This window comes from Aquimarina algiphila (assembly GCF_947494415.1).
In the GTDB taxonomy this organism is placed as follows: domain Bacteria; phylum Bacteroidota; class Bacteroidia; order Flavobacteriales; family Flavobacteriaceae; genus Aquimarina; species Aquimarina algiphila.
Map to the genome: position 1 here is coordinate 658,444 of NZ_CANLVC010000002.1, position 21,065 is coordinate 679,508.

Below are 21,065 nucleotides of genomic sequence, written 5' to 3' on the forward strand. Positions count from 1 at the left end.
ATAATCTGAAAATCATTTTAAAAGAGGCTATCAAATAGATAGCCTCTTTTTTTATGTATAATATCCAAAATTAATTTCTATTATATATATCTTTGATCCATATGAAAGATGAATCCCTTATTTTTGGCACTAGAGCCATTATAGAAGCAATAAATGCTAATAAAAGTATTGACAAACTATTCATTCAAAAAGGGTTACAGGGCGAACTATCCAGAGAGCTCATGAATTTGGTAAAAAAGAATAATATCACATTTACCTATGTTCCTGTAGAAAAATTAAACAGGTTGACAAGAAACAATCACCAAGGTGTTGTAGCTTACATCTCCCCTATTGATTTTTATGATCTTGAAAACCTTGTAATGAATGTAATAGAATCAGGAAAAACACCTTTGTTTTTAATTCTGGATCAACTCTCTGATGTTCGTAATTTTGGTGCTATTATTAGAACAGCAGAATGCACAGGAGTCGATGGTATCATCATACAGAAAAAAGGAGGAGCTCCTGTGAATGCAGACACCATTAAAACTTCTGCTGGTGCCGTTTTTAAAATTCCAATTTGTAAAGTAGATCATATCAAAGATGCTATGTTTTATCTACAAGGATCTGGCATACAAGTAGTGGCTGCTACAGAAAAAGCAGATTCTACTATTTATGACACAAATTTAACTATTCCTTCTGCAATTATTATGGGAAGTGAAGGAAAAGGCATATCTCCTTCAGTATTAAAATTAGTAGACCAAAGTGCAAAATTACCAATGTATGGTGACATTGCGTCTTTAAACGTTTCTGTTGCTTGCGGTGTAATTCTGTACGAAGCCATTAGACAGCGCTTATAACAACCAGTGCATCATTCTACGTCTGGCGTTGATGGTTTATTATCTCCTTCGGTTCTGGTTTTGTACTCATAAATTATTTCCACACTTTCTTCTGCATCTTCTTGTTCTATATTTTCTATAAAATTGCCATGCTCATCAAAATGCCTTAGAAATTCATCTTCCTCAGGATTATAATCTTCAGATTCCCAAGTATACAATTGTTTTTTCACTACCCCTCTTTTTACAAAAAAACCTAATATAGCACCAGATATAATACCAGATAAATGGCCTTCCCATGAAATTTTGGGATCAATTGGCAACACATACATTACCATACTACCATAAATAAAAACAACAATAAAGGACAAAGCTATTAATCTAAAATGCTTTGCAATAATTCCTTTAAAGAATAAAAACCCAAAAAGCATATAAATTACTCCGCTTGCTCCAATATGATTTGCTGGCCTGCCCAATAACCATGTAAGAAAGCCTGTTAGGAACACTCCTACAAACAATACTTTCCAGGCGTTATTTTGATAAAAAAAGAACAATGCTGCTGACAATATCATTAACGGCAATGTATTATGCCATAAATGAGTAAGATCTGAATGAATAAAAGGAGAGAATATAATACCTCGCAACCCAACAACCGTTCTTGGATAAACTCCAAAATCATTAAAATTAATCCCTGATCTAACTTCAACCCAAAACACAATCCAGATTAGCAATACAAATAATAAAGGATACCCTATCACCCCGGTATTAAATCTAAAATGATCACTTTCTTCATTCATAACATCCATAATATATCAAAAAAAATTCCAAAACATCAAGTTCGGTTAAAATGGCAGTATTTTTAAACTCTAGTCTTACATCCTTAAACATATTAACTCATTTATCTGTTGATTTATTTTCTATTTAGATTGATGGAAGCTTCGTAACTTTGTACGTATGGATATAAATAAACCTTTGGCAGAACGTATACGTCCCAAATCATTAGAAGAATACCTTAGTCAGGAACATCTAATTGGCAATGATGGGTCGTTGACTCAACAGATCAAAAAAGGACTCATTCCTTCCCTTATACTCTGGGGTCCTCCTGGAGTAGGAAAAACAACTTTGGCTAATATCATTGCAAATGAATCGGGAAGGCCTTTCTACACGCTAAGTGCAATAAATAGCGGTGTAAAAGAGGTAAGAGAAGTCATTGACAAAACAAAAAACAGTGGAGGGTTATTTACTGCCAAAAACCCTATTTTATTTATTGATGAGATTCACCGTTTTAGCAAATCTCAACAAGATTCTTTATTAGGAGCAGTAGAAAAAGGGTGGATTACTCTTATAGGTGCTACAACAGAAAACCCAAGTTTTGAGGTAATACCTGCACTCCTATCACGCTGTCAGGTATACACTCTTAATCCATTTGGGAGAGAAGAATTAGAAGCTTTGTTAAAAAGGGCGATGCGCGAGGACGAGTTTCTTAAACCTAAAAACATCAACCTTAAAGAAACCGATTCCTTACTTAGGCTAAGTGGCGGCGATGCACGTAAACTACTTAACATCTTCGAGTTGATAATCTCAAGTCAGGATCAAGATAAAATTACAATTACGAATGATCTTGTATCAAAACTAGTTCAGCAAAACACAGTTAGATATGACAAGACTGGAGAACAGCATTATGATATTATTTCAGCATTTATCAAATCTGTTCGCGGCAGTGACCCTAATGCTTCTGTTTATTGGCTTGCACGAATGATTGAAGGAGGAGAAGACCTTAAATTTATCGCTAGAAGGATGATTATATTAGCTTCTGAAGATATTGGAAATGCTAATCCTACAGCTTTAATCATGGCAAACAATACCTTTCAGGCAGTGAACACTATTGGATACCCAGAAGCCCGAATAATACTAAGTCAATGCGCTGTGTATTTAGCATCTTCTCCAAAAAGCAATGCCTCTTATATGGCTATTAATAAAGCACAGCAATTAGTAAAACAAACAGGAGATCTTTCTGTTCCTTTACATATACGAAACGCTCCTACTAAGCTCATGAAAGAATTAGGTTATGGAGAAGATTACAAATATGCACACGAGCATGAGAATAACTTTGTTAAACAAGAATTTTTACCAAAAGAAATTACAAATACCAAATTATATAATCCAGGAGATAATCAGCGAGAAAATGGTTTTAGAACATTTCTAAAAACAAGATGGGGAGATAAGTATAAATACTAGTTATTGAACCATAAAATACATCAAAATTACCTCTTGATCATAAATAGATTATTGTCTTGCAAAGGTATCAGTGATCAATTTATTCGTAACGGGGTTGATGCGTTCCAAAATGAAATTACCATATGCATCAAAATATCCATTTCCGCTTAAATCTCCTGCTTTCACGATATACGTCTTTCCATTTGTGGATTTAAAAAGTTTCCCTATAGCAACTTTCTCATCTTTTTGGAATAGTTCAAATCCATATTCTTGCTTCTTAAAAACAAAACCGGTATCATTAAATAAATAAGTGATTTCTTCCTTTGAAACAGGAGCGTTAGCTATTACTTCCTCTACCCTAGGCTCTTCTTTCTTTACTACTTCTTCTTTCGCAGGTGCATTTTCATTTTGGGTTACAATTTCTTCTTTATAACCACTATACGCATAATTTAGAGCCTCTACATCTTTAAATGCATCTCTTAAGGCTAATTGATACGCTTTTTTAAAATCTTTCTCCCTAGTGCTTCCTTCTGAAGATGAAAACACCACCTTACCACTACAATCTGTTAATTCAATAGTAAGCCTTGTAACAAAAACACCGTTTCTCTTTTTAACATCAGCCCTTAATGAAGAACAACCATTCCTCCTAAGTTCATCAGGCAAATTATCACTTTGTAAAAAGGCTTTAAACCCATATTTATTAAATAAAAACTTCGTGAGCGAATTAAGTTGATATGTATCATTCCCTTTTAAAAAACCATAGCTTTCAGGAACAATTATATATTTATAATCATTAATATTTTTTTGAGCATTACTACTGAGTGTAAAAGTTAAAACAAGCCCTAAAAACAAAATTCGTAACATATGTATCACATTATAATATTAAACCCCAGTTGCAAAGAAGCACCTCTTGCTTTTGCAAGATTAGTATATTCTAGTAAATTATTAGCCGAAATATAAAAATTAATTTTATCAATATGGGTAGATAATAGAAATCCTATGTTATTATATGAATAATCATCAATCGTGTATGTTAGTTTTGTTCTTAAGAAACTAAAGAAACGCTTGTAATAAAACAATGAAGCTGCGTATTGCGGTCTCTTGGGCCTAAACTGACTAAACAACTGTATTCCAAAAGCATCCAGATAAGGAGGTTGCTCTCCTTCGAGATAACAATTACATGTTCCATCATCATATTTATTAAAAGAATATTTAACTGATCCATTAAATTTTAGTGGTCGCATCGTCACATACGTTGTACTTAATGTATCCAAAGGAATAGCTTCTTCTAGTTCATCCAAAAAGTTTTCAGGATTTTGACCAGAGAATTGAATTGGAGTTTCAAAACCTTCAAACACATAATTACCCCGTGCGCGATAGGTTTCTACATCCTTATTATACACAATGACTCCTAAATCGTTCACACTACCTGTAATTGCAAGTTGTTCATTTATTTTATGAGTAAATCCTAAATCAATACCAAGCCCCAGATTTCCTCCCAAAAGAGCTCTGCCAATCAACTTATTTGCAATTTCTTTCCCTTCCAAATCCTTAAGACCTCTATACCCAGATGTTCTAAGTGTGACATCTGCATTACTTATTACATGCTGGTAGATATTACTTCCTTGCGGCGTTTCTAACGTTGTAAAAGTTCCTTTGTTTTTGGCACTTCTAGCATGAAATATACTAGAATAAAGTTTTGCTCTTGCCCCAAAAGTCATGCTTTTATTGACTTTTTTAGTATATCCAAAATGATATACAGCAAGTAGCTCTGCAGAACCACTTATAGTAGAAAAACGAAATGACTGATTAAGGAAATCCTGATTACCTTGGTAAGCCAAAACAGCAAAATCTTTGGGAAAATACCCGATAACATCTAATTCTTGATAAATCCCTCCAGAAAAATAGATTTTCTCATTTTTTTTACTCTTCCAACCAAAACTTACAATTTCTAGTTGTTGCGTAGCAGTTAGATAGTCTTTACTTGTCAATGTATTAAGTGTAGTTTCTATTTTATCATTAATATCCCTACCATCATCTGCAAAAACGTCATAAAGCGAAGCCCCTTTTAACCCAGCATTGACATGAATTTGAGATAAAAAAGGTACTCCAAGATGATAATTAAACCTCACATCTGCTCCTGGGTTAAGCAACAAGGATTGAGGAAGATCTGTAAAATCATATAAAGTCTCTTTATTTTGAGAATACCCAAAAAGACTTAACAAGCTTATAGCAAATAATAGGATAGCTCTCATAAGTCGTAATTAAAGAAATAAGTACCCTTAGACCTCAATTCGAGAATTCCACGCAAAGAGCTATTTAAATTCTGAACACGTATTGCAGAAATTAGTTTTGCCGTAGTTGCCAATATATTAATCGTAGCATTATCTAACGTAATTATCTGTGTAGTTACAATTGGTGTTGTACCTTCGCCGTTACCGGCATTGGCTGTAATGGTATAAGAAGGTCCTATTAAGACGTCATTATCATCCAGAAACCCAAGAGTAAATTCAAAATCCCTCTCAATTGTATTCCTGAATTCGAAAGTTAATTCTACCCGTTCCAGATTATCAACTATAAAATCAGTGCTTAGAAGATCATAATTTAATGTATCCCTAACAATAACATCGGGCACTATAATACTTGGATCAATACCTGGATCTATAAATCGATCGGTGTCAAATCTAGAATACACAAAATCTACTTCAAAAACTGGAGTCAACACCACATCCTCTGCTTGATCAAAATCCACATCTTTTACACAAGAAGTCATGCAAGCAATCAAGCATATAATGTATAGCAATACATAGTTTTTTTTAGTCTTCATTCTGGAGCGTGTTCTTTTTTTATAATTAGTTAAAATACAAATACTTACACTAAAGATAGTTTTTAATTTCTTTCAATTCAGAAACTTGAATATTCTGAAAAGGCAACTCTTCTTTGTGATAATTAAAACAGATGGTATCTAGACCCACTGCTTCAGCTCCTCTAATATCAGCTTCATAATTATCCCCTATCATAATACTGTTATCAAATTTTGCACCAGATTTCTGTATTGCTTGTTCAAAAATAAATGGATTTGGTTTTTTCACTCCTGTTTCCTCACTATTAGTAATTGTATTAAAATAATGACGTATACCCGAATTTAACAACTTCTGGTTTTGCACCTCTTCAAACCCATTGGTGATAATATGTAATTCATATTTTGGGTTTAAATATTCTAATAAATCTTGAGTACCATCAATCAAATAATTATGAAGTGGTAAGAAATTTATATAATCTTCAGATATATCATCAATTACTCCTATAGAAAAATTCTTCTCAAAGCACGTAAAAGCTTCTATAAGTCTTGCTCTGCGTAACTCTTCTTTATTTATTCTTTCTTCCCTATACAATTTCCAATATTTCATATTTATTGGCTGATACGTCTTTAAAAAAATATTGATATCAATATCAATATCAAACTTCTCAAAAATCATTTTAAACGCTAATAACGAATTCCTATCAAAGTCCCAAAGCGTATGATCCAGATCAAAAAAGATATGTTCTATTTTATTTTTCATCCTCTATATTCCAAATAAATTCTAAAATTGATTTCCAAAAAGGTTGTTGTTCAAGGTCACTAAGAGATACATTACTAAAAATCGGAATAAAAACTCCATTTACCTTTTTAACTTTTTCTATATAATCTATAATTTCTTTTTTAGCAGATAACGAATCACTGACATCATTTTTAGTCCCTAAATTCACATAGCAAAAGGAGTTTACTATTAAAGGAGTTTGTACTTCATAATCCAAATCATAAAACATAAATGGAGAACATGTTCCTGCACGAAATCCTGAATACTTAGAATACCCCATTGAATAATCCTCACCGACTTCTAATTCAATAAAATTACGATATGCTTCTGGTAATTTTATTTTAAAAAAAGAACACATTGTATACCGCAATCTCCTGTTTAAAATCGTTTCTATACGTAATTTTTCCTTTTTTAAAACCAATAAATCACAAACAGCCTCATAAGATGCTTTAAGACCTACATCCATATAATCAGCTATATGTTTAATAACGGTTTGATGTTGTGGCCTATTGTAGCCAACATTTTTTTCGTAATTAGAATAATCCCCTAATCCAAATAATACTTTAGCTTTTCTCCTTTTGTTTTTCTGAAGCTTTATTATAAAATCAAATGTATTATAAGGATCCTTTTTAAGGCCAATCAGCACTTTTATTCTATCCCCTAACTTGTCAAGTCTTAATTTCCATAAATCCCTTAAACCTCCACCTACAGATCGCAGAATACCCTTGTTTTTATATACAAACGTTTGATGTACAGAAATGACTGGTATAATTGTAAATTTCTTTTCTTGAAACATAATATCGGGATATTTTTCAAGAAGTACTTCTTTAAATTTGTAAGACCAAATATCTACAACAGGATCGTGTAAGAAATCATGAGTATATGCAATGCTCTCTGTTGCTGGAAAACGTCCCATAGCATCCTTTACATGAGGCAGATATTCTTCATATCGGGTTAGCAAATAAAAAGTAGCAGCAAAAATATCAAATGGTAAAGCCGAGTCTTTATGTTTTACTTCAAAAAAACATTTTGTTTCTTCCCAATCAAAAACCTGTATATCAAGATCGTTTAAACCATGTTCAAAGAGTAAATCTGCACTTTGAAAATACAACTCCTTACCTAAAGGCTGTTTTCCATACGACAGTTTAGGACCTTCATGCGCTATAAAAGTTTCTATTTTGGAAGTCAAATCAACATTAAGTCCCAAAATTCGCTTGCAAATTTGTTTAAAAGTATAGGATACTCTAGGAGTAATTTTCTGTACGTGAATTAGTAACATATATTTTTTATAGAATGTTCTATTTTAATATTCCAAACTTTTTAATATTCTTAAAAGTAAGTTTTTATTTTTCAAACTATTCTATACCTACAACAAACAGGTCCAGAAATACCCTACTTTTTATTTAATTAAAATAACACAATTATAATATTAACTCATCTGCAAAACTAAAATAACGATCTTCTGTAACAACTATATGATCTAATAATTTAATATCCAATGTTGAACCAGCTGCTTTTAATTTCTGCGTTAAGTTTTTATCAGATTGACTGGGCCGTAAAGAACCACTTGGATGGTTATGTCCAATTATTAAGCTAGTAGCTCCATATTCTAAGGCTAGTTTAAAAACAATACGTGCATCCACCAAGGTTCCTGTTTTTCCTCCTACACTAATTTGTTTTTTACGAATTACATCATTTGCATTATTTAAAAATAACACCCAAAATTCTTCGTGCTCAAGATCACCAATAATAGGTTGAAATAGATGAAAAGCGTCTCTACTAGATGTGATTTTTGAAACTTTAGCAACACTTTCATCTTTTCTTCTTCTACCCAGTTCCAGCCCAGCAACAATAGTTATTGCTTTTGCCTCACCAATCCCCTTAAAGCTCATCAGCTGTTTTAAAGACAATTTACCTAAAGCATTTATCTCATGATTTACACTAGCCAAAATGCGTTTACTTAATCCTACTGCACTCTCTTCTCGATTGCCCGAACCTATTAATATAGCCACAAGTTCTGCATCTGTTAATACATTCTTCCCTTTAGCGATTAATTTCTCTCTTGGACGATCATTTTCACTCCACTCCTTGATAGAAAATGAAGCATTTAATTTACTCATGTCATCAATTTAATAGTTAAAAAAAGTAGGACTATCTGTCCAAAAATATAAACTATTTATCTCAAACACAATGTATTATTGAAGAATAAATATGATAAAAACCAAGTGGTATTTTTAACAATTCTTTAGAAATTCACCCCATTTATTTGTTTGAAAATGAAAGTTTTACTATATTTGGGCACCCTTAATTGAAAAATGAACATTTTAACAACTTCAAATTAACCTATTTATGAAGAATATTTTTACTTTCGTTTTACTTCTTGCAACATTGAGTTTTTACGGGCAGGATAAGAAGATTTCGTTTCTTAATTTAGTAGGAAATAACATACAAGTGCCTAATGGTTGCCAAGCTCAATCAGAGTATGAATTGCAAGCTTGTAATGGAACATCTATAAAGTGGGATTATTATACTGATGATATGTTATCTGCAGTTTTTGATGCTACGATAAGTGCTTTTGCTGAAAGTAATGGTTCTAAAAGTGAAGTAACTTTTACTTCTTTTGGATCTCAGTTAAAAGGATATAAGTTTAAAATGGGAACTACGTTTCAGTACTTTCTATATGGTACTATTAAAGATCAACCTTTAATGATCAATTTGGGTACTCCAAAAGACATTGCAACCAATGATGATTTAGATGGTTTCTTAAGTCTTTTCTTTGATGAAGTAAGTTAAAAAACATATATATACATATTTTAACAAAGGCTAATCGTAATGATTAGCCTTTGTTTTTTTTAAATATATTATTTTTGAGTATGATCATTTTAAAAATTAAGTCCTATGAAATCTTTGTTTGAAGAATCTACTCAACATGAAATTGAAAATCGCATTCATCAATTATCTGTATCGAGTAGACCAGTTTGGGGGAAAATGAATATTTCACAGATGTTTCATCATTGTCAATTTCCTTTAAAAATTGCATTAAGAAAAGAACATCCAGAGCTTAAACCCAACCTGTTTGCAAAATTGTTCTTCAAGAAATCAATGTATAATGATAAGCCTTGGAGGAAAAATTTGCCTACACATTCTAAACTCAAAGTTATTGAACAAAAGAATTTTGAAAAAGAAAAAGAAATACTCTTAAGCTTAGTAGCCGAGTTTTCTAATCAAAAAGATAAAAAAGAATGGGATCCACATCCCATGTTTGGAAATTTCACAAACGAACAATGGGGAAAAATGCAATACAAACACCTTGATCATCATCTTCAACAATTTAATGTATAATTACTGTGTATCCACCAAAACATCACCAAGAGTATAATATTGAAAATATTAAAAAAGTAGCCTTAGAGTATCCTTTTGCAACTTTAGTTTCTGCTAAAGAAAAAACACCTTTTGTGACACATGTTCCTTTAGTGTTCCACAATGATAAACTTGTAGGTCACATTGATAAAAATAACCCTCATGTAGAATTATTAAAAGACAATTATCCTGTCACTGCTATTTTTCAGGGACCTCAAACATATATTTCTCCCTCAATCTATACCACCAAATCATTACCGACATGGAACTACATCATTGCTCATGCCAGAGGAATTGTAAAAGAGATTAAAGACTCTGATATTATTAAAAGATCCATAGTGACAATGACAGAATACCTAGAAGCTCCGAATCATAGATTTGTTTTGGATCACAATGACGAAAGGATGGATCGTCTTATTAACTATATTCACGGTTTTGAAATTGACATACAACATTGGGAAGGGAAATTTAAATTGAGTCAGGATAAAGTTCCTGCAGATATAGAAAATGCAAAACAAGAATTAATCAAAAACAATCAAAACAATATTGAAGACTTTGTGAATCAATTATTTAAAAATCACTTCTAGTCTTCAACAAGTTGTTTTACCTCATCAAAATCTAACCCTCCATAGTTACCGCTACTCATTAATAATAATGCAGAATTGGTAAAATCTTTTTGTTTCAAATAATGTTGAAATTGTTCTGGATCGGTATAAATAACCAAATCATTACGATTAAAGGCTTGAGCTATTTGAGATTCTGAAACTTCATCTAATTGCTTGATTTTTACCGCATGTGGAGAGTAAAAGACCACAGCTTCATCAGCCGAATTTAAAGCACCTTCATACTCTTTTAAAAACTCTGCGTTTAAACTACTATACGTATGTAATTCTAAACAAGCGATCACTTTTCTATTTTGATATTGCTCTTTTACAGCTTTGGTAGTAGCACTTACTTTAGACGGGCTATGTGCAAAATCTTTATATGCCACCGCATTAGAACTTTCTGCAATTTTTTCTAATCGTTTTGAAGCTCCTTTAAAAGAAGCAATAGCTTCATAAAAATCATCTTCATCAATTCCCATATGCTGGCATATCCATTTGGCTCCAGCTAGATTACTTAAATTATGTCCTCCAAAAATTTCAATTGGCATTTCCCCTTCTGGAGTATCTAATAAAGTGTCCCCATCTTCTACTCTAAACATTGGTGTAGTATATGCAAATTTACGGATTGGATTTTCTGTTAACTCGGCTAGTTTTTTTACTTCAACATCTTCTTCATTATATACTAATGCTCCTCCATTAACAATAGAGTTCATAAAAACTTTAAACTGATCAACGTAATTATCAAAAGTCGGGAATACGTTAATATGGTCCCATGCAATACCACTCACTAAAGCAATATTAGGTTGGTACAAATGAAATTTTGGTCTACGATCAATCGGTGATGACAGGTATTCATCTCCTTCTAAAACTATAAAATCATTCTCATCGGTAAGGTGAACCATAGTATCAAAACCTTCTAATTGTGCTCCTACCATATAATCAACTTCTTTTTCATGATAATGCAATACATGTAAAATCATGGAGGTGATAGTTGTTTTTCCATGTGATCCTCCTATGACCACACGAGTTTTATTTTTTGATTGTTCGTATAAAAATTCTGGATATGAATAGATTTTTAGTCCTAATTCTTGTGCTTTAAGAAGCTCTGCATTATCACCCTTGGCATGCATCCCTAAAATAATTGCATCAAGATCAGAACTGATTTTCTCTGGAAACCAGCCAAATTCAGTAGGAAGTAAACCATACCGATCTAATCTCGATTTTGATGGTTCAAAAATAGTATCATCACTTCCTGTTACCTGATATCCTTTCTGATGCAAAGCAATGGCTAGGTTATGCATGGCACTTCCTCCTATTGCAATAAAATGTACTCGCATAATTAACTCTTAAATCTAAGGGTAAAGATACAATTAACAACGAGCTTATAAAATAATGAAGTCATGAAAAATAACACGTCAAAAAGACAACAAACACACACATATTAAATCTTTTCCTCATTTCTAAGCGAGGATTCCTAAACAAAACAGGTATTTCCCTCAATAGTCATTTTATATAATACTATTAACTATTTTATTAGTGGTCAAATCAGTACAACGATGATTTTTAATTTATATCAACAAAATTGTTATGGCTCATTTCAAATACGTAGCTTTATAATGTTATTTACAAATTATAAGACGTTACCAAACACAATGGCATAACACTTGTTTACGTTTGTTTAACAGCCTAAAACCATTATGATGCAAAAACATATCATCCTTATTATACTATGTATATTAAACCTATATACTATGAATAGTCAAAATGATTATCAAAATGATTGGAAAAAAGTAAAAGCTTTTGATCAACAAGGACTACCAAAATCTGCGGTAGAATTAGTAGAAGCAATATATAGTAATGCAAAAAAAGAAAATAATGACAATCAGGTCATAAAGGCTTTAATTCATAAGGCAAAATACATGCTTACTCTTGAAGAAAATGCGCAGCTTACTATTATTAAGGATTTAAAAAATGAAATTAGTCAGAGTGTATTTCCTAAACAAAATATCTTAGAAAGTATCCTTGCTAACTTATACTGGCAATATTTTCAACAAAATAGATGGAAATTTTACAACAGAACTCAAACTTCTGAAAAAGTCGATGAAGAAGATTTCAGGACCTGGGATTTAGAAACTTTATTCGCAGAAGTGCATACATATTATCAAAAATCTCTTCAGAATGGAGTATTAGCACAACAAACAGAACTAAAGAAATTCGATGAAATTTTAAGCACCTCATCTGGCTCAAAAAAATACAGACCCACGCTTTATGATTTTTTAACGCATAATGCTTTAGATTTTTACAAAACTTCTGAAACCAATATTACAAAACCGGCATATGCCTTTGCAATAGACGATAAAAAATATTTACAAGAACACACTACTTTTTCATCTTTAAAAATAGAAACCAAAGATTCTTTATCATTGCAGTTTAATGCTTTGAAATTGTTTCAAAATTTAATTCAATTTCATAAAAAAGATACAACACCCGAGGCGCTTATCGAAGTAAACATTGAGCGTATTAATTTTATATATCAAAATGCCGTTTTTAATGATAAAGAAGCTATTCTTCTGGAGTCTCTGAAATCAGAAAAAACATTTTTCTCTTCTCACGAAGCTTCTGCTTTATATGATCATGAAATTGCAAATCTTTATAAAGAACAAGCCTCATCTTATATTCCAAAAGAAAATGAAACACATCGTTGGAAATTAAAAGAAGCTATCGATTTATGCGATGCTGTAAGCAAAAAATTCCCAGACTCAAGAGCTGCTAACAAATGTAAATCATTAAAGAGTCAAATTCTTCAATATCAGATTGATATTAAGACAGAAAAATATATTCCAATTCAGACTTCAGGTCGATTATTAATTACATATAAGAATTTAGACAAACTTTATTTTAAAGCTTTAAAAATTACTCCAAAACAGCTTAAAAACTTAAATGATTTATATCAAACAGAAGATCAAATAAAATTCTTAAGCGCATTAAAAGTTAGTAAAACATGGGAATCTGAAATATGTAACGAGTATGATTACCAAAGTCATACTACAGAGGTTTTATTACCAGAATTAGATCAAGGTTCATACTTAATTCTAGGTACTATTACAAAAGAGCTTTCTAAAGAAAGTATGTTTTCTTTTGGCTCGACTCAGATTACTAATTTAGCATTAATAGAAAATAGAACTCCACAAAAATCAATATTTCAGGTTTTAGATCGTAATAACGGGGCTCCAATCCCTAATGCAAAAATACATTTCAAAACAGATAACCAGAGAGGATATGGTAACAAGCTCGACAAAACTTTAGTAACCGATGAAAAAGGTCAAGCTTATCTAACATTAAACACCTACTATTATGATGTTAACATTACCGTATCGTATGAAAATGATAAAGCCCGATTTGAAGGGTATTACCTAAATCAAGGATATAACCCTAATCGTAATAATGAAAATATTAGCTCTACTTTTCTATTTACTGATCGTAGTATTTATAGACCTGGACAGACGGTATATTTTAAAGGGATTATGATGTCTTCTTCTGGCAAAGAAGATTTCACAGTACAGTCAAACCAAGTCGCTTTTATTACTCTTAGAGATGTAAATAACCAGGAAATAAAAACGCTAACTTTAGCAACCAATGATTACGGTTCTTTTAATGGAGAATTCATACTTCCTTCCTCAGGATTAACAGGTAATTATACTATTCAGACGAATAATTACCATAGTACTTCTTTCTCGGTCGAAGAATATAAACGCCCTAAATTTGAGACTAAATTTAACCCTGTTACCAAGACTTATAAAGTAAATGATTCTATCACACTTACCGGAGTAGCAACAGCTTATGCAGGAAGCTCAATTACTGATGCCAAAGTAGTATATCGTGTACATCGTAAGGTGCAATACCCTAGTTGGTGCTATTGGTACCCAAGATACTCAACACAATCACAAGAAATCACACACGGCGAAACCAAAACAAATGAAAAAGGAGAATATACGATTGATTTTGCTGCAATTCCTGATCTAAATGTATCCAAGGAAAACCTTCCTATCTTTAATTATGAAGTAACTGCAGATGTTATCGATATCAATGGAGAAACAAGAAGTTCCTCTACGATAGTTAATGTCGGTTATCATGCATTGACCGCTGCTGTAACTATTCAAAATAAAATTGACAAAACTGAAAAAGATCATAAATTCACAGTAACCACTTTAAACTTAAATAATGAACCAATTGCGGCAAAAGGAACAATCAAAGTTTTTAAACTAAAAGCTCCTTCTACACCTATACGTATTCGCCCCTGGAAATCTCCGGATTATGAAGGGTTTAAAGAAGAAGAGTTCAAAAAACTGTTTCCGCATGATGCATTTAAGAATGAACATGATTATAGACAATGGCAAAAAGGAAAAGTTGTATTAGAAAAAACATTTAATACTTCTAAGGCAGAAAAGAATGAAAAAGGAACACAACAACTTGATCTTGGTACCATCAAAAAATGGGAATCAGGTAAATACGCTGTAGAATTAAATACTAAAGATCGATTCGGACAAGAAGTAAAAGACATACAATATATTACTTTATATGACCAAGGAGATAAAAGTATTAGTGATCAGCAATTGTTTGAGATCACTACCAACAAAGCTTCATACAAAACTGGAGATGAAGCTATTGTAAAATTAAGCTCTGCCTCAAAAGATATAACCATTACAGTAGATATTGAAAAAAATTATCAAATTATCGAGACCAGACTTATCAAACTTTCTAACGGAAGTAAAACCATCAAGATTCCTATTGAAAAAGAAGATCTTGGAGGGTTCTCTGTAAGTTATAGTTACCTAAACTATAATGGTTATCAAAGTGGAGCAATCACAATTGCTGTGCCTTATGAAGCAACAGAACTTAGTATAGAAACTAAAACATTTAGAGATAAGCTACTTCCTGGTCAACAAGAGACATGGAGTTTTACTATAAAAGGACCCCAAGGAGATAAAGTAAGTGCCGAACTATTAGCAAGTATGTACGATGCATCTTTAGATCAATTTAGACCACATCAATGGTATTTCAACCCGATAAACAGACCAATATACAGAACGCAATCGAGAAGACTGGCCACAAAGGGTTTTGAAATAGAAAGTTTTAGAATAGAGAATCAAAGTAGTAACTACTTCTATTCTAGAACCCAGGGATATGACCAGCTTAACTGGTATGGCTTATATTTTGGACAACAACATTATTTTAGAAGTAGAAACAAAATGATGAAATCTGCTTCTGCCCCATCACCGATGGCCTCCATGTCCAAAAAAGAAGGAATGGCCGATGAAATTGTAGCTGAAGAAGCTGAATTTAATGCTGTCGAAGATGATGAAGCCCTTGGAGGACTCGCTCGTGAACAAAAGGAGGATTCTGTGGATGCAAAAGAAGATAAAAAAGAGTCTTCTCTGGAAGGAGTAAAGATTAGAAAAAACCTTCAGGAAACTGCTTTTTTCTTTCCAAACTTGACTACGGATGCCGAAGGTAATCTAAGTTTCAATTTTACTGCTCCAGAAGCATTAACCAAATGGAAACTACAATTATTAGCACATACCAAAGAACTCAATGCAACTACAACAACTCTGGAAGCTGTAACTCAAAAAGAATTGATGATTCTTCCTAATCCTCCAAGATTTTTGAGAGAAGGGGATAAAATTGTTTTGAGCTCTAAGATATCTAATCTAGCAACAAAAGACCTTAGCGGTGTTGTCGAATTACAATTATTCGATGCAATGACCAATACTGCAATAGATACAGAATTACAAAACAATAATGTTCGACAAGACTTTAATGTAAAAACAAAAGGAAATACCAATGTATCCTGGGAATTACAAATTCCGGATAATATACAAACAGTACAATACAAAATTATTGCTAAAGCAGGAGATTTCTCTGATGGAGAACAAAATGTATTGCCTGTCTTAACTAATCGCATGCTAGTTACAGAAACACTGCCTATGTGGATTCGTTCTGATCAAACCAAAACATTCACATTAAATAAATTAAAGGATAATACTTCTAGTACGTTAAAACATCATAAGCTCACATTGGAGATGACTTCTAATCCTGCATGGTATGCTGTACAGGCATTACCATATTTGATGGAATATCCTTATGAATGTTCAGAACAAACCTTTTCTAGGTATTATGCAAATACGCTGGCAAGTCACATTGCCAACTCTAACCCAAGGATTCAGGAAGTATTTAATCAATGGAAATCGACTGATGCATTATTAAGTAACTTAGAAAAAAACCAGGAATTAAAATCTCTTATGATCCAAGAGACTCCCTGGTTACGTGATGCACAAAGTGAAACAGAGCAAAAGAAGAGAATTGCATTACTGTTTGATCTTAATAAAATGAATAATGAGTTACAATCTGCTCTTAATAAATTAAAGCAATCTCAATATCCTTCTGGAGGTTTCCCCTGGTTTAAAGGAGGTCGAGAAAATCGATATATCACCCAACATATTGCCTCTGGTTTTGGACATTTAAAGAAGCTTGGCATCAAGCAATTTAATGGAGATACAAATAACATGCTACAAAATGCAGTTCGTTTTCTTGATCAAGAATTTGTTAGAGAATATGAAGAGCTTAAACGCTATTGTAAAAGGAATAAAATTGATATCAACAAAAATCACTTGAGCTATACGCAAATTCATTACTTATATATGCGAAGTTTCTTCCCCGATATTAAAAGAGCCAAAAATACTAATGAGGCTTGGACTTACTATCTGGGACAATCAGAAAAATACTGGCTAAGTCAGGGACTATATGCAAAAGGAATGCTTGCTCTTATATTACATCGTAATGACAAAGGCAATAGTGCTACTAAAATTATCCGATCTCTGGATGAGACAAGTGTTTCTAGTGAAGAATTAGGAATGTACTGGAAATCAAACACCAATAGTTGGTATTGGTATCAAGCACCTATTGAAACGCAATCTCTTATGATTGAAGTCTTTGCCGAAGTCGAAACAGAACCAAAACGAACGAAAATCATTGATAATCTAAAGATATGGTTACTTAAGAATAAACAAACTAATCGATGGAAAACCACTAAAGCTACTTCTGAAGCTGTATATGCACTGTTACTCCAAGGAAGCGATTGGTTATCTGTTACCGATATGGTAGATATTGTCTTAGGTGATCAAAAAATCGATCCTTCTACTTTAGAAGACGTAAAAGTAGAAGCTGGAACCGGTTATTTTAAGACTTCGTGGAATGGAAATGAAATACAACCGAATATGGCTACGGCCAAAATCTCTAAAAAAGGGAAAGGTATTGCCTGGGGAGCTTTATACTGGCAATATTTTGAGAATCTAGATAAAATCACTCCCGCTAAAACTCCATTATCTTTAAAGAAAAAATTGTTTGTTAAGCAGAATACTGATAAAGGAGAAGAGATTACAGAAATTACTTCTAAAACCAAATTAGAATTAGGTGATTTGGTTCGGGTACGAATTGAATTGAGATCTGATCGTACTATGGAATTTGTACATATGAAAGACATGAGAGCTTCTGGTTTAGAACCCATTAATGTGATTTCACAATATAAATGGCAAGATGGTCTTGGGTATTACGAAAGTACTAAAGATGCCTCGACTAACTTTTTCTTTGACTATTTACCTAAAGGAGTGTATGTTTTTGAATATGACTTAAGAGTAAACAATAAAGGGAATTTTTCTAATGGTATTACCACAATACAAAGCATGTATGCTCCAGAATTCTCTAGTCATTCTGAAGGAGTGAGAGTAAACATACAATAATGTAAAATTATTTTTTAAGTATTTTTATAGACCTCACAAATTGTGAGGTCTAATTATAGTATACATCCCCTAATATGAAGATCATTAAAAAAGTATTTAAATCTATAGGAGTATTTCTCGCTCTTCCGATGTTATATATTATAATATCATTAATCCTTACCTATATACCTGTAAACAAACAAGAAAACAAGAACAAAATGACACATACTGTATATCTAAACTCTAATGGTATACATCTGGAAATCATTATTGCAAAAAACGATTTAAACAAAACTATCCTAAAGGATCAGGTATACAATTCCCAAACTCGGTATTTCTCATTTGGATGGGGAGATAAAAACTTTTATGTAGAGACTCCTACCTGGGCTGATTTTACTTTTATGAACGGATTTCAAGCATTGTTCCTTAATAGTCAAGCATTATTACATGTTACTAGATATTCTTCAGTTCAAAAAAATTGGGTGGCAATAAAAATAAATCAAGCACAATTAAAACAAATTAACCTCTATATAAGTGACACATTTCGATTAGATTTTCAAAATAAAAAAGTGCTGTTACCTGGTTTAGGCTACACCAAAAATGACGATTTCTATGAGGCTCTTGGAAACTATACTTGTCTCAACACCTGTAATAGTTGGATAAATACTGGATTAAAACAAAGTAATATGAAAGCTTGTCTATGGACTCCATATGATTTTGGATTAATGGCTATGTATAAAAACAAATAAAACGACCTTGTTTTGAATACAAAGTCGTTTCTTTTTATTTCACTAAACTGACGGGTATTTGCTATTCTTTAGGCATCATGATTGCATCTACCGTATGAATAAATCCATTAGAAGCCTCAACATTAGTAGTGATTAATCTTCCTCCATTACCACTTTCATCTATTAAGTATACCGTGCCTCCTTTTAAAGAAGCAGTAATACGAGATCCTTCAAGAGTTTTTAAAGGAATACTTCCTCCTCCTTCCTGTACCGCTTTAACAATATCTTCTTTTGAAATTACACTAGGAATGATATGATACTTTAATATTGTTGCTAAGCGTTCTTTATTTTCTGGTTTCAACAATTTCTCTGCTGACTTAGGAGGCAATTTGTCAAACGCCATATTTATCGGTGCAAAGATTGTAAATCCTCCATCTTGTGTAAATGTTTCTGTAAGCTCAGCTGTTTTAATAGCTTCTGATAACGTAGAAAACCCTTTATCTACCGATGTAAATTCAATAATAGTAGGCAATGTTTCTTCTACCTCTCCTATTTCCTTTATCTCAGAGATTTTTTGAGCTATTAATTTCCCATTTTCATCTTTTGTTACTTTATATTTCTCAGACTCATTGCATGAAACGGTTAGCACTATTATAGATAAGGCAAAAAAAGGTAATATATTTCTAATTTTCATTATAAAGAGTTTTCAGTTTTAGAGTTTTCTAACGCGACAAGTATAATTTCCTTTGGTAATCTTTGGTTAAATAAATCTTAATAAAATCCTAAATCATTGCTTCTGTTTTTTTAAACCTAAAGGCATTTCGTATCATCATTATGCCATAAATATAGTTGAGATTGCTTAGTTACATATCTAAATTTATTATCTGTAGAGCTTCTTTTAGTATTCGTTTTTATTCTGTAGATATTTAAAATTTCTTAATCAAGATTAATTTTTTAGTCTTGTCATATCCCGAATTTTGTTTTAAATACATAAAATCATATATCATGAAAAAAGACAGAATTAATATTAATAAGGTTAGTCCAAAAGCTTATGAACCAATTTTTGCTTTACATCATAATTTAACAAAGAGTTCATTAACCAATTCAGAATTTCTTTTAATACAAATACGAGGCTCACAGATAAACGGATGTGCATATTGCGTACAAATGCATATCAAAGAAGCCATTGAAAAGGGTGAAAAACAGTATAGAATTCATGCATTACCATTTTGGGAAGAATCTCCGTTTTTTACAGAACAAGAAGAAATTATTCTTGCAATGACAGAACAGGTAACTAACATTTCTCTATCAGGATTAAGTGATGAATTATATCAAAAAGCTATCACAACATTTGGAGAAGAAAAAGTCGCTGATATTATAATGGCCATTTGCTGCATCAACGTGTGGAACAGAATAGGCAGAGCTACTTTATTGACTCCTGAACCCTCTCAAAGTTAATTGTAAATATGTAGTACATGAAGATTGTTTATATCAAACTCTTTATAAGAGTCAGTATTGCTATAGGGTTTTTATCTGCAGTGGCAGATCGTTTTGGAATGTGGCCAAAGGAAAAATCAGCCTGGGGTAATTGGAGCAGTTTTATCGAATACACCAAACTACTTAATCCATGGATTCCGGAAAATTTTATAAATTTTACTGGAATTGTAGCAACTGCTGCTGAAATTGTATTAGCTATATTTCTGTTAATCGGTTTTAAAACCTCTCTATCCGGAAAATTAAGCGGTTTTTTGATTCTCATTTTTGGAGTAGCAATGACCATTACCACGGGGATTAAAGCTCCTTTGGACTACTCTGTATTCTCTGCAGCAGCAGCCGGTTTTGGATTAAGCCTGATCAACGAAAAGTATCTTGAAATCGATATGTTATTCGATAAAAAAAATAGTGATTAGAGTATTAAAGTTATTTCTAATAAAAAAGGCTGATTCTTTCTTTTCACAAAGAATCAGCCTATGATATAATATTAAAA

General features: G+C 32.2%; 18 protein-coding genes. 9 read left to right on the top strand and 9 right to left on the bottom strand.

All coding sequences use genetic code 11. The features are described from left to right. Window positions 1-101: 101 nt before the first annotated feature. Complete coding sequence (rlmB, locus tag PQF96_RS05475) at window positions 102-836, top strand: 23S rRNA (guanosine(2251)-2'-O)-methyltransferase RlmB (protein WP_271765357.1); 735 nt, start codon at window positions 102-104, stop codon at window positions 834-836. A gap of 11 nt (window positions 837-847) precedes the next feature. On the opposite strand, the gene PQF96_RS05480 is transcribed toward rlmB, so the two are convergent. Then, a complete protein-coding gene (locus PQF96_RS05480) occupies window positions 848-1,609 on the bottom strand; it encodes a rhomboid family intramembrane serine protease (RefSeq protein ID WP_271765358.1) in 762 nt (253 codons plus the stop codon). Window positions 1,610-1,772: 163 nt separating this feature from the next. Here PQF96_RS05480 and PQF96_RS05485 point away from each other — a divergent pair, with 163 nt between their 5' ends. Next, a complete protein-coding gene (locus PQF96_RS05485; RefSeq protein WP_271765404.1) occupies window positions 1,773-3,050 on the top strand; it encodes a replication-associated recombination protein A in 1,278 nt (425 codons plus the stop codon). A 48-nt stretch (window positions 3,051-3,098) separates the two neighbouring features. On the opposite strand, the gene PQF96_RS05490 is transcribed toward PQF96_RS05485, so the two are convergent. From PQF96_RS05490 to radC, 6 genes are all read right to left on the bottom strand, one after another. Continuing rightward, on the bottom strand, window positions 3,099-3,893 hold the full coding sequence (locus PQF96_RS05490; RefSeq protein WP_271765359.1) for an RNA-binding protein: 795 nt from the start codon (window positions 3,891-3,893) through the stop codon (window positions 3,099-3,101). 5 nt (window positions 3,894-3,898) lie between these two features. Beyond that, window positions 3,899-5,284, bottom strand: a complete 1,386-nt coding sequence (locus tag PQF96_RS05495; RefSeq protein ID WP_109435190.1) for a DUF5723 family protein — start codon at window positions 5,282-5,284, stop codon at window positions 3,899-3,901. Beyond that, complete coding sequence (locus tag PQF96_RS05500) at window positions 5,281-5,856, bottom strand: hypothetical protein (protein ID WP_271765360.1); 576 nt, start codon at window positions 5,854-5,856, stop codon at window positions 5,281-5,283. Before PQF96_RS05500 ends, PQF96_RS05495 begins: the two co-directional genes overlap by 4 nt. Window positions 5,857-5,905: 49 nt before the next feature. After that, the gene (locus PQF96_RS05505) at window positions 5,906-6,592 is read right to left on the bottom strand and encodes a YjjG family noncanonical pyrimidine nucleotidase (protein WP_271765361.1); all 687 of its coding nucleotides are present in this window, start codon (window positions 6,590-6,592) and stop codon (window positions 5,906-5,908) included. Next, window positions 6,582-7,889: a polysaccharide deacetylase family protein gene (locus PQF96_RS05510; protein ID WP_271765362.1), complete on the bottom strand. Its 1,308-nt coding sequence runs from the start codon at window positions 7,887-7,889 to the stop codon at window positions 6,582-6,584. The genes PQF96_RS05505 and PQF96_RS05510 overlap by 11 nt, the downstream gene beginning before the upstream one ends. A 142-nt stretch (window positions 7,890-8,031) precedes the next feature. Further along, window positions 8,032-8,730, bottom strand: coding sequence for a RadC family protein (gene radC, locus PQF96_RS05515; protein ID WP_271765363.1), 699 nt, complete (start codon window positions 8,728-8,730; stop codon window positions 8,032-8,034). Between the two features lie 229 nt (window positions 8,731-8,959). Here radC and PQF96_RS05520 point away from each other — a divergent pair, with 229 nt between their 5' ends. The 3 genes from PQF96_RS05520 (at window position 8,960) to PQF96_RS05530 (ending at window position 10,557) form a co-directional block, all read left to right on the top strand. Next, complete coding sequence (locus PQF96_RS05520; RefSeq protein ID WP_109435195.1) at window positions 8,960-9,403, top strand: hypothetical protein; 444 nt, start codon at window positions 8,960-8,962, stop codon at window positions 9,401-9,403. A gap of 105 nt (window positions 9,404-9,508) precedes the next feature. Further along, on the top strand, window positions 9,509-9,952 hold the full coding sequence (locus tag PQF96_RS05525) for a DUF1569 domain-containing protein (RefSeq protein WP_271765364.1): 444 nt from the start codon (window positions 9,509-9,511) through the stop codon (window positions 9,950-9,952). Window positions 9,953-9,957: 5 nt separating this feature from the next. Next, a complete protein-coding gene (locus PQF96_RS05530; protein ID WP_109435197.1) occupies window positions 9,958-10,557 on the top strand; it encodes an FMN-binding negative transcriptional regulator in 600 nt (199 codons plus the stop codon). Here PQF96_RS05530 and PQF96_RS05535 read toward each other — a convergent pair. Then, a complete protein-coding gene (locus tag PQF96_RS05535) occupies window positions 10,554-11,912 on the bottom strand; it encodes a UDP-N-acetylmuramate--L-alanine ligase (protein ID WP_271765365.1) in 1,359 nt (452 codons plus the stop codon). The two genes, PQF96_RS05530 and PQF96_RS05535, sit on opposite strands and share 4 nt — an antisense overlap. A gap of 414 nt (window positions 11,913-12,326) precedes the next feature. Here PQF96_RS05535 and PQF96_RS05540 point away from each other — a divergent pair, with 414 nt between their 5' ends. Together PQF96_RS05540 and PQF96_RS05545 are read left to right on the top strand one after the other, a co-directional pair. Beyond that, the gene (locus PQF96_RS05540; RefSeq protein ID WP_271765366.1) at window positions 12,327-18,371 is read left to right on the top strand and encodes an alpha-2-macroglobulin family protein; all 6,045 of its coding nucleotides are present in this window, start codon (window positions 12,327-12,329) and stop codon (window positions 18,369-18,371) included. Between the two features lie 74 nt (window positions 18,372-18,445). Beyond that, entirely contained in the window at window positions 18,446-19,099 is a 654-nt protein-coding gene (locus PQF96_RS05545; RefSeq protein WP_109435200.1) for a DUF2459 domain-containing protein, read from the top strand. Window positions 19,100-19,160: 61 nt separating this feature from the next. On the opposite strand, the gene PQF96_RS05550 is transcribed toward PQF96_RS05545, so the two are convergent. Further along, window positions 19,161-19,772, bottom strand: a complete 612-nt coding sequence (locus PQF96_RS05550) for a fasciclin domain-containing protein (RefSeq protein WP_109435201.1) — start codon at window positions 19,770-19,772, stop codon at window positions 19,161-19,163. Between the two features lie 311 nt (window positions 19,773-20,083). On the opposite strand from PQF96_RS05550, the gene PQF96_RS05555 reads away from it, so the two are divergent. Then, a complete protein-coding gene (locus PQF96_RS05555; protein WP_109435202.1) occupies window positions 20,084-20,536 on the top strand; it encodes a carboxymuconolactone decarboxylase family protein in 453 nt (150 codons plus the stop codon). A gap of 17 nt (window positions 20,537-20,553) precedes the next feature. After that, the gene (locus tag PQF96_RS05560; protein ID WP_271765367.1) at window positions 20,554-20,988 is read left to right on the top strand and encodes a DoxX family protein; all 435 of its coding nucleotides are present in this window, start codon (window positions 20,554-20,556) and stop codon (window positions 20,986-20,988) included. Window positions 20,989-21,065 lie beyond the last annotated feature (77 nt).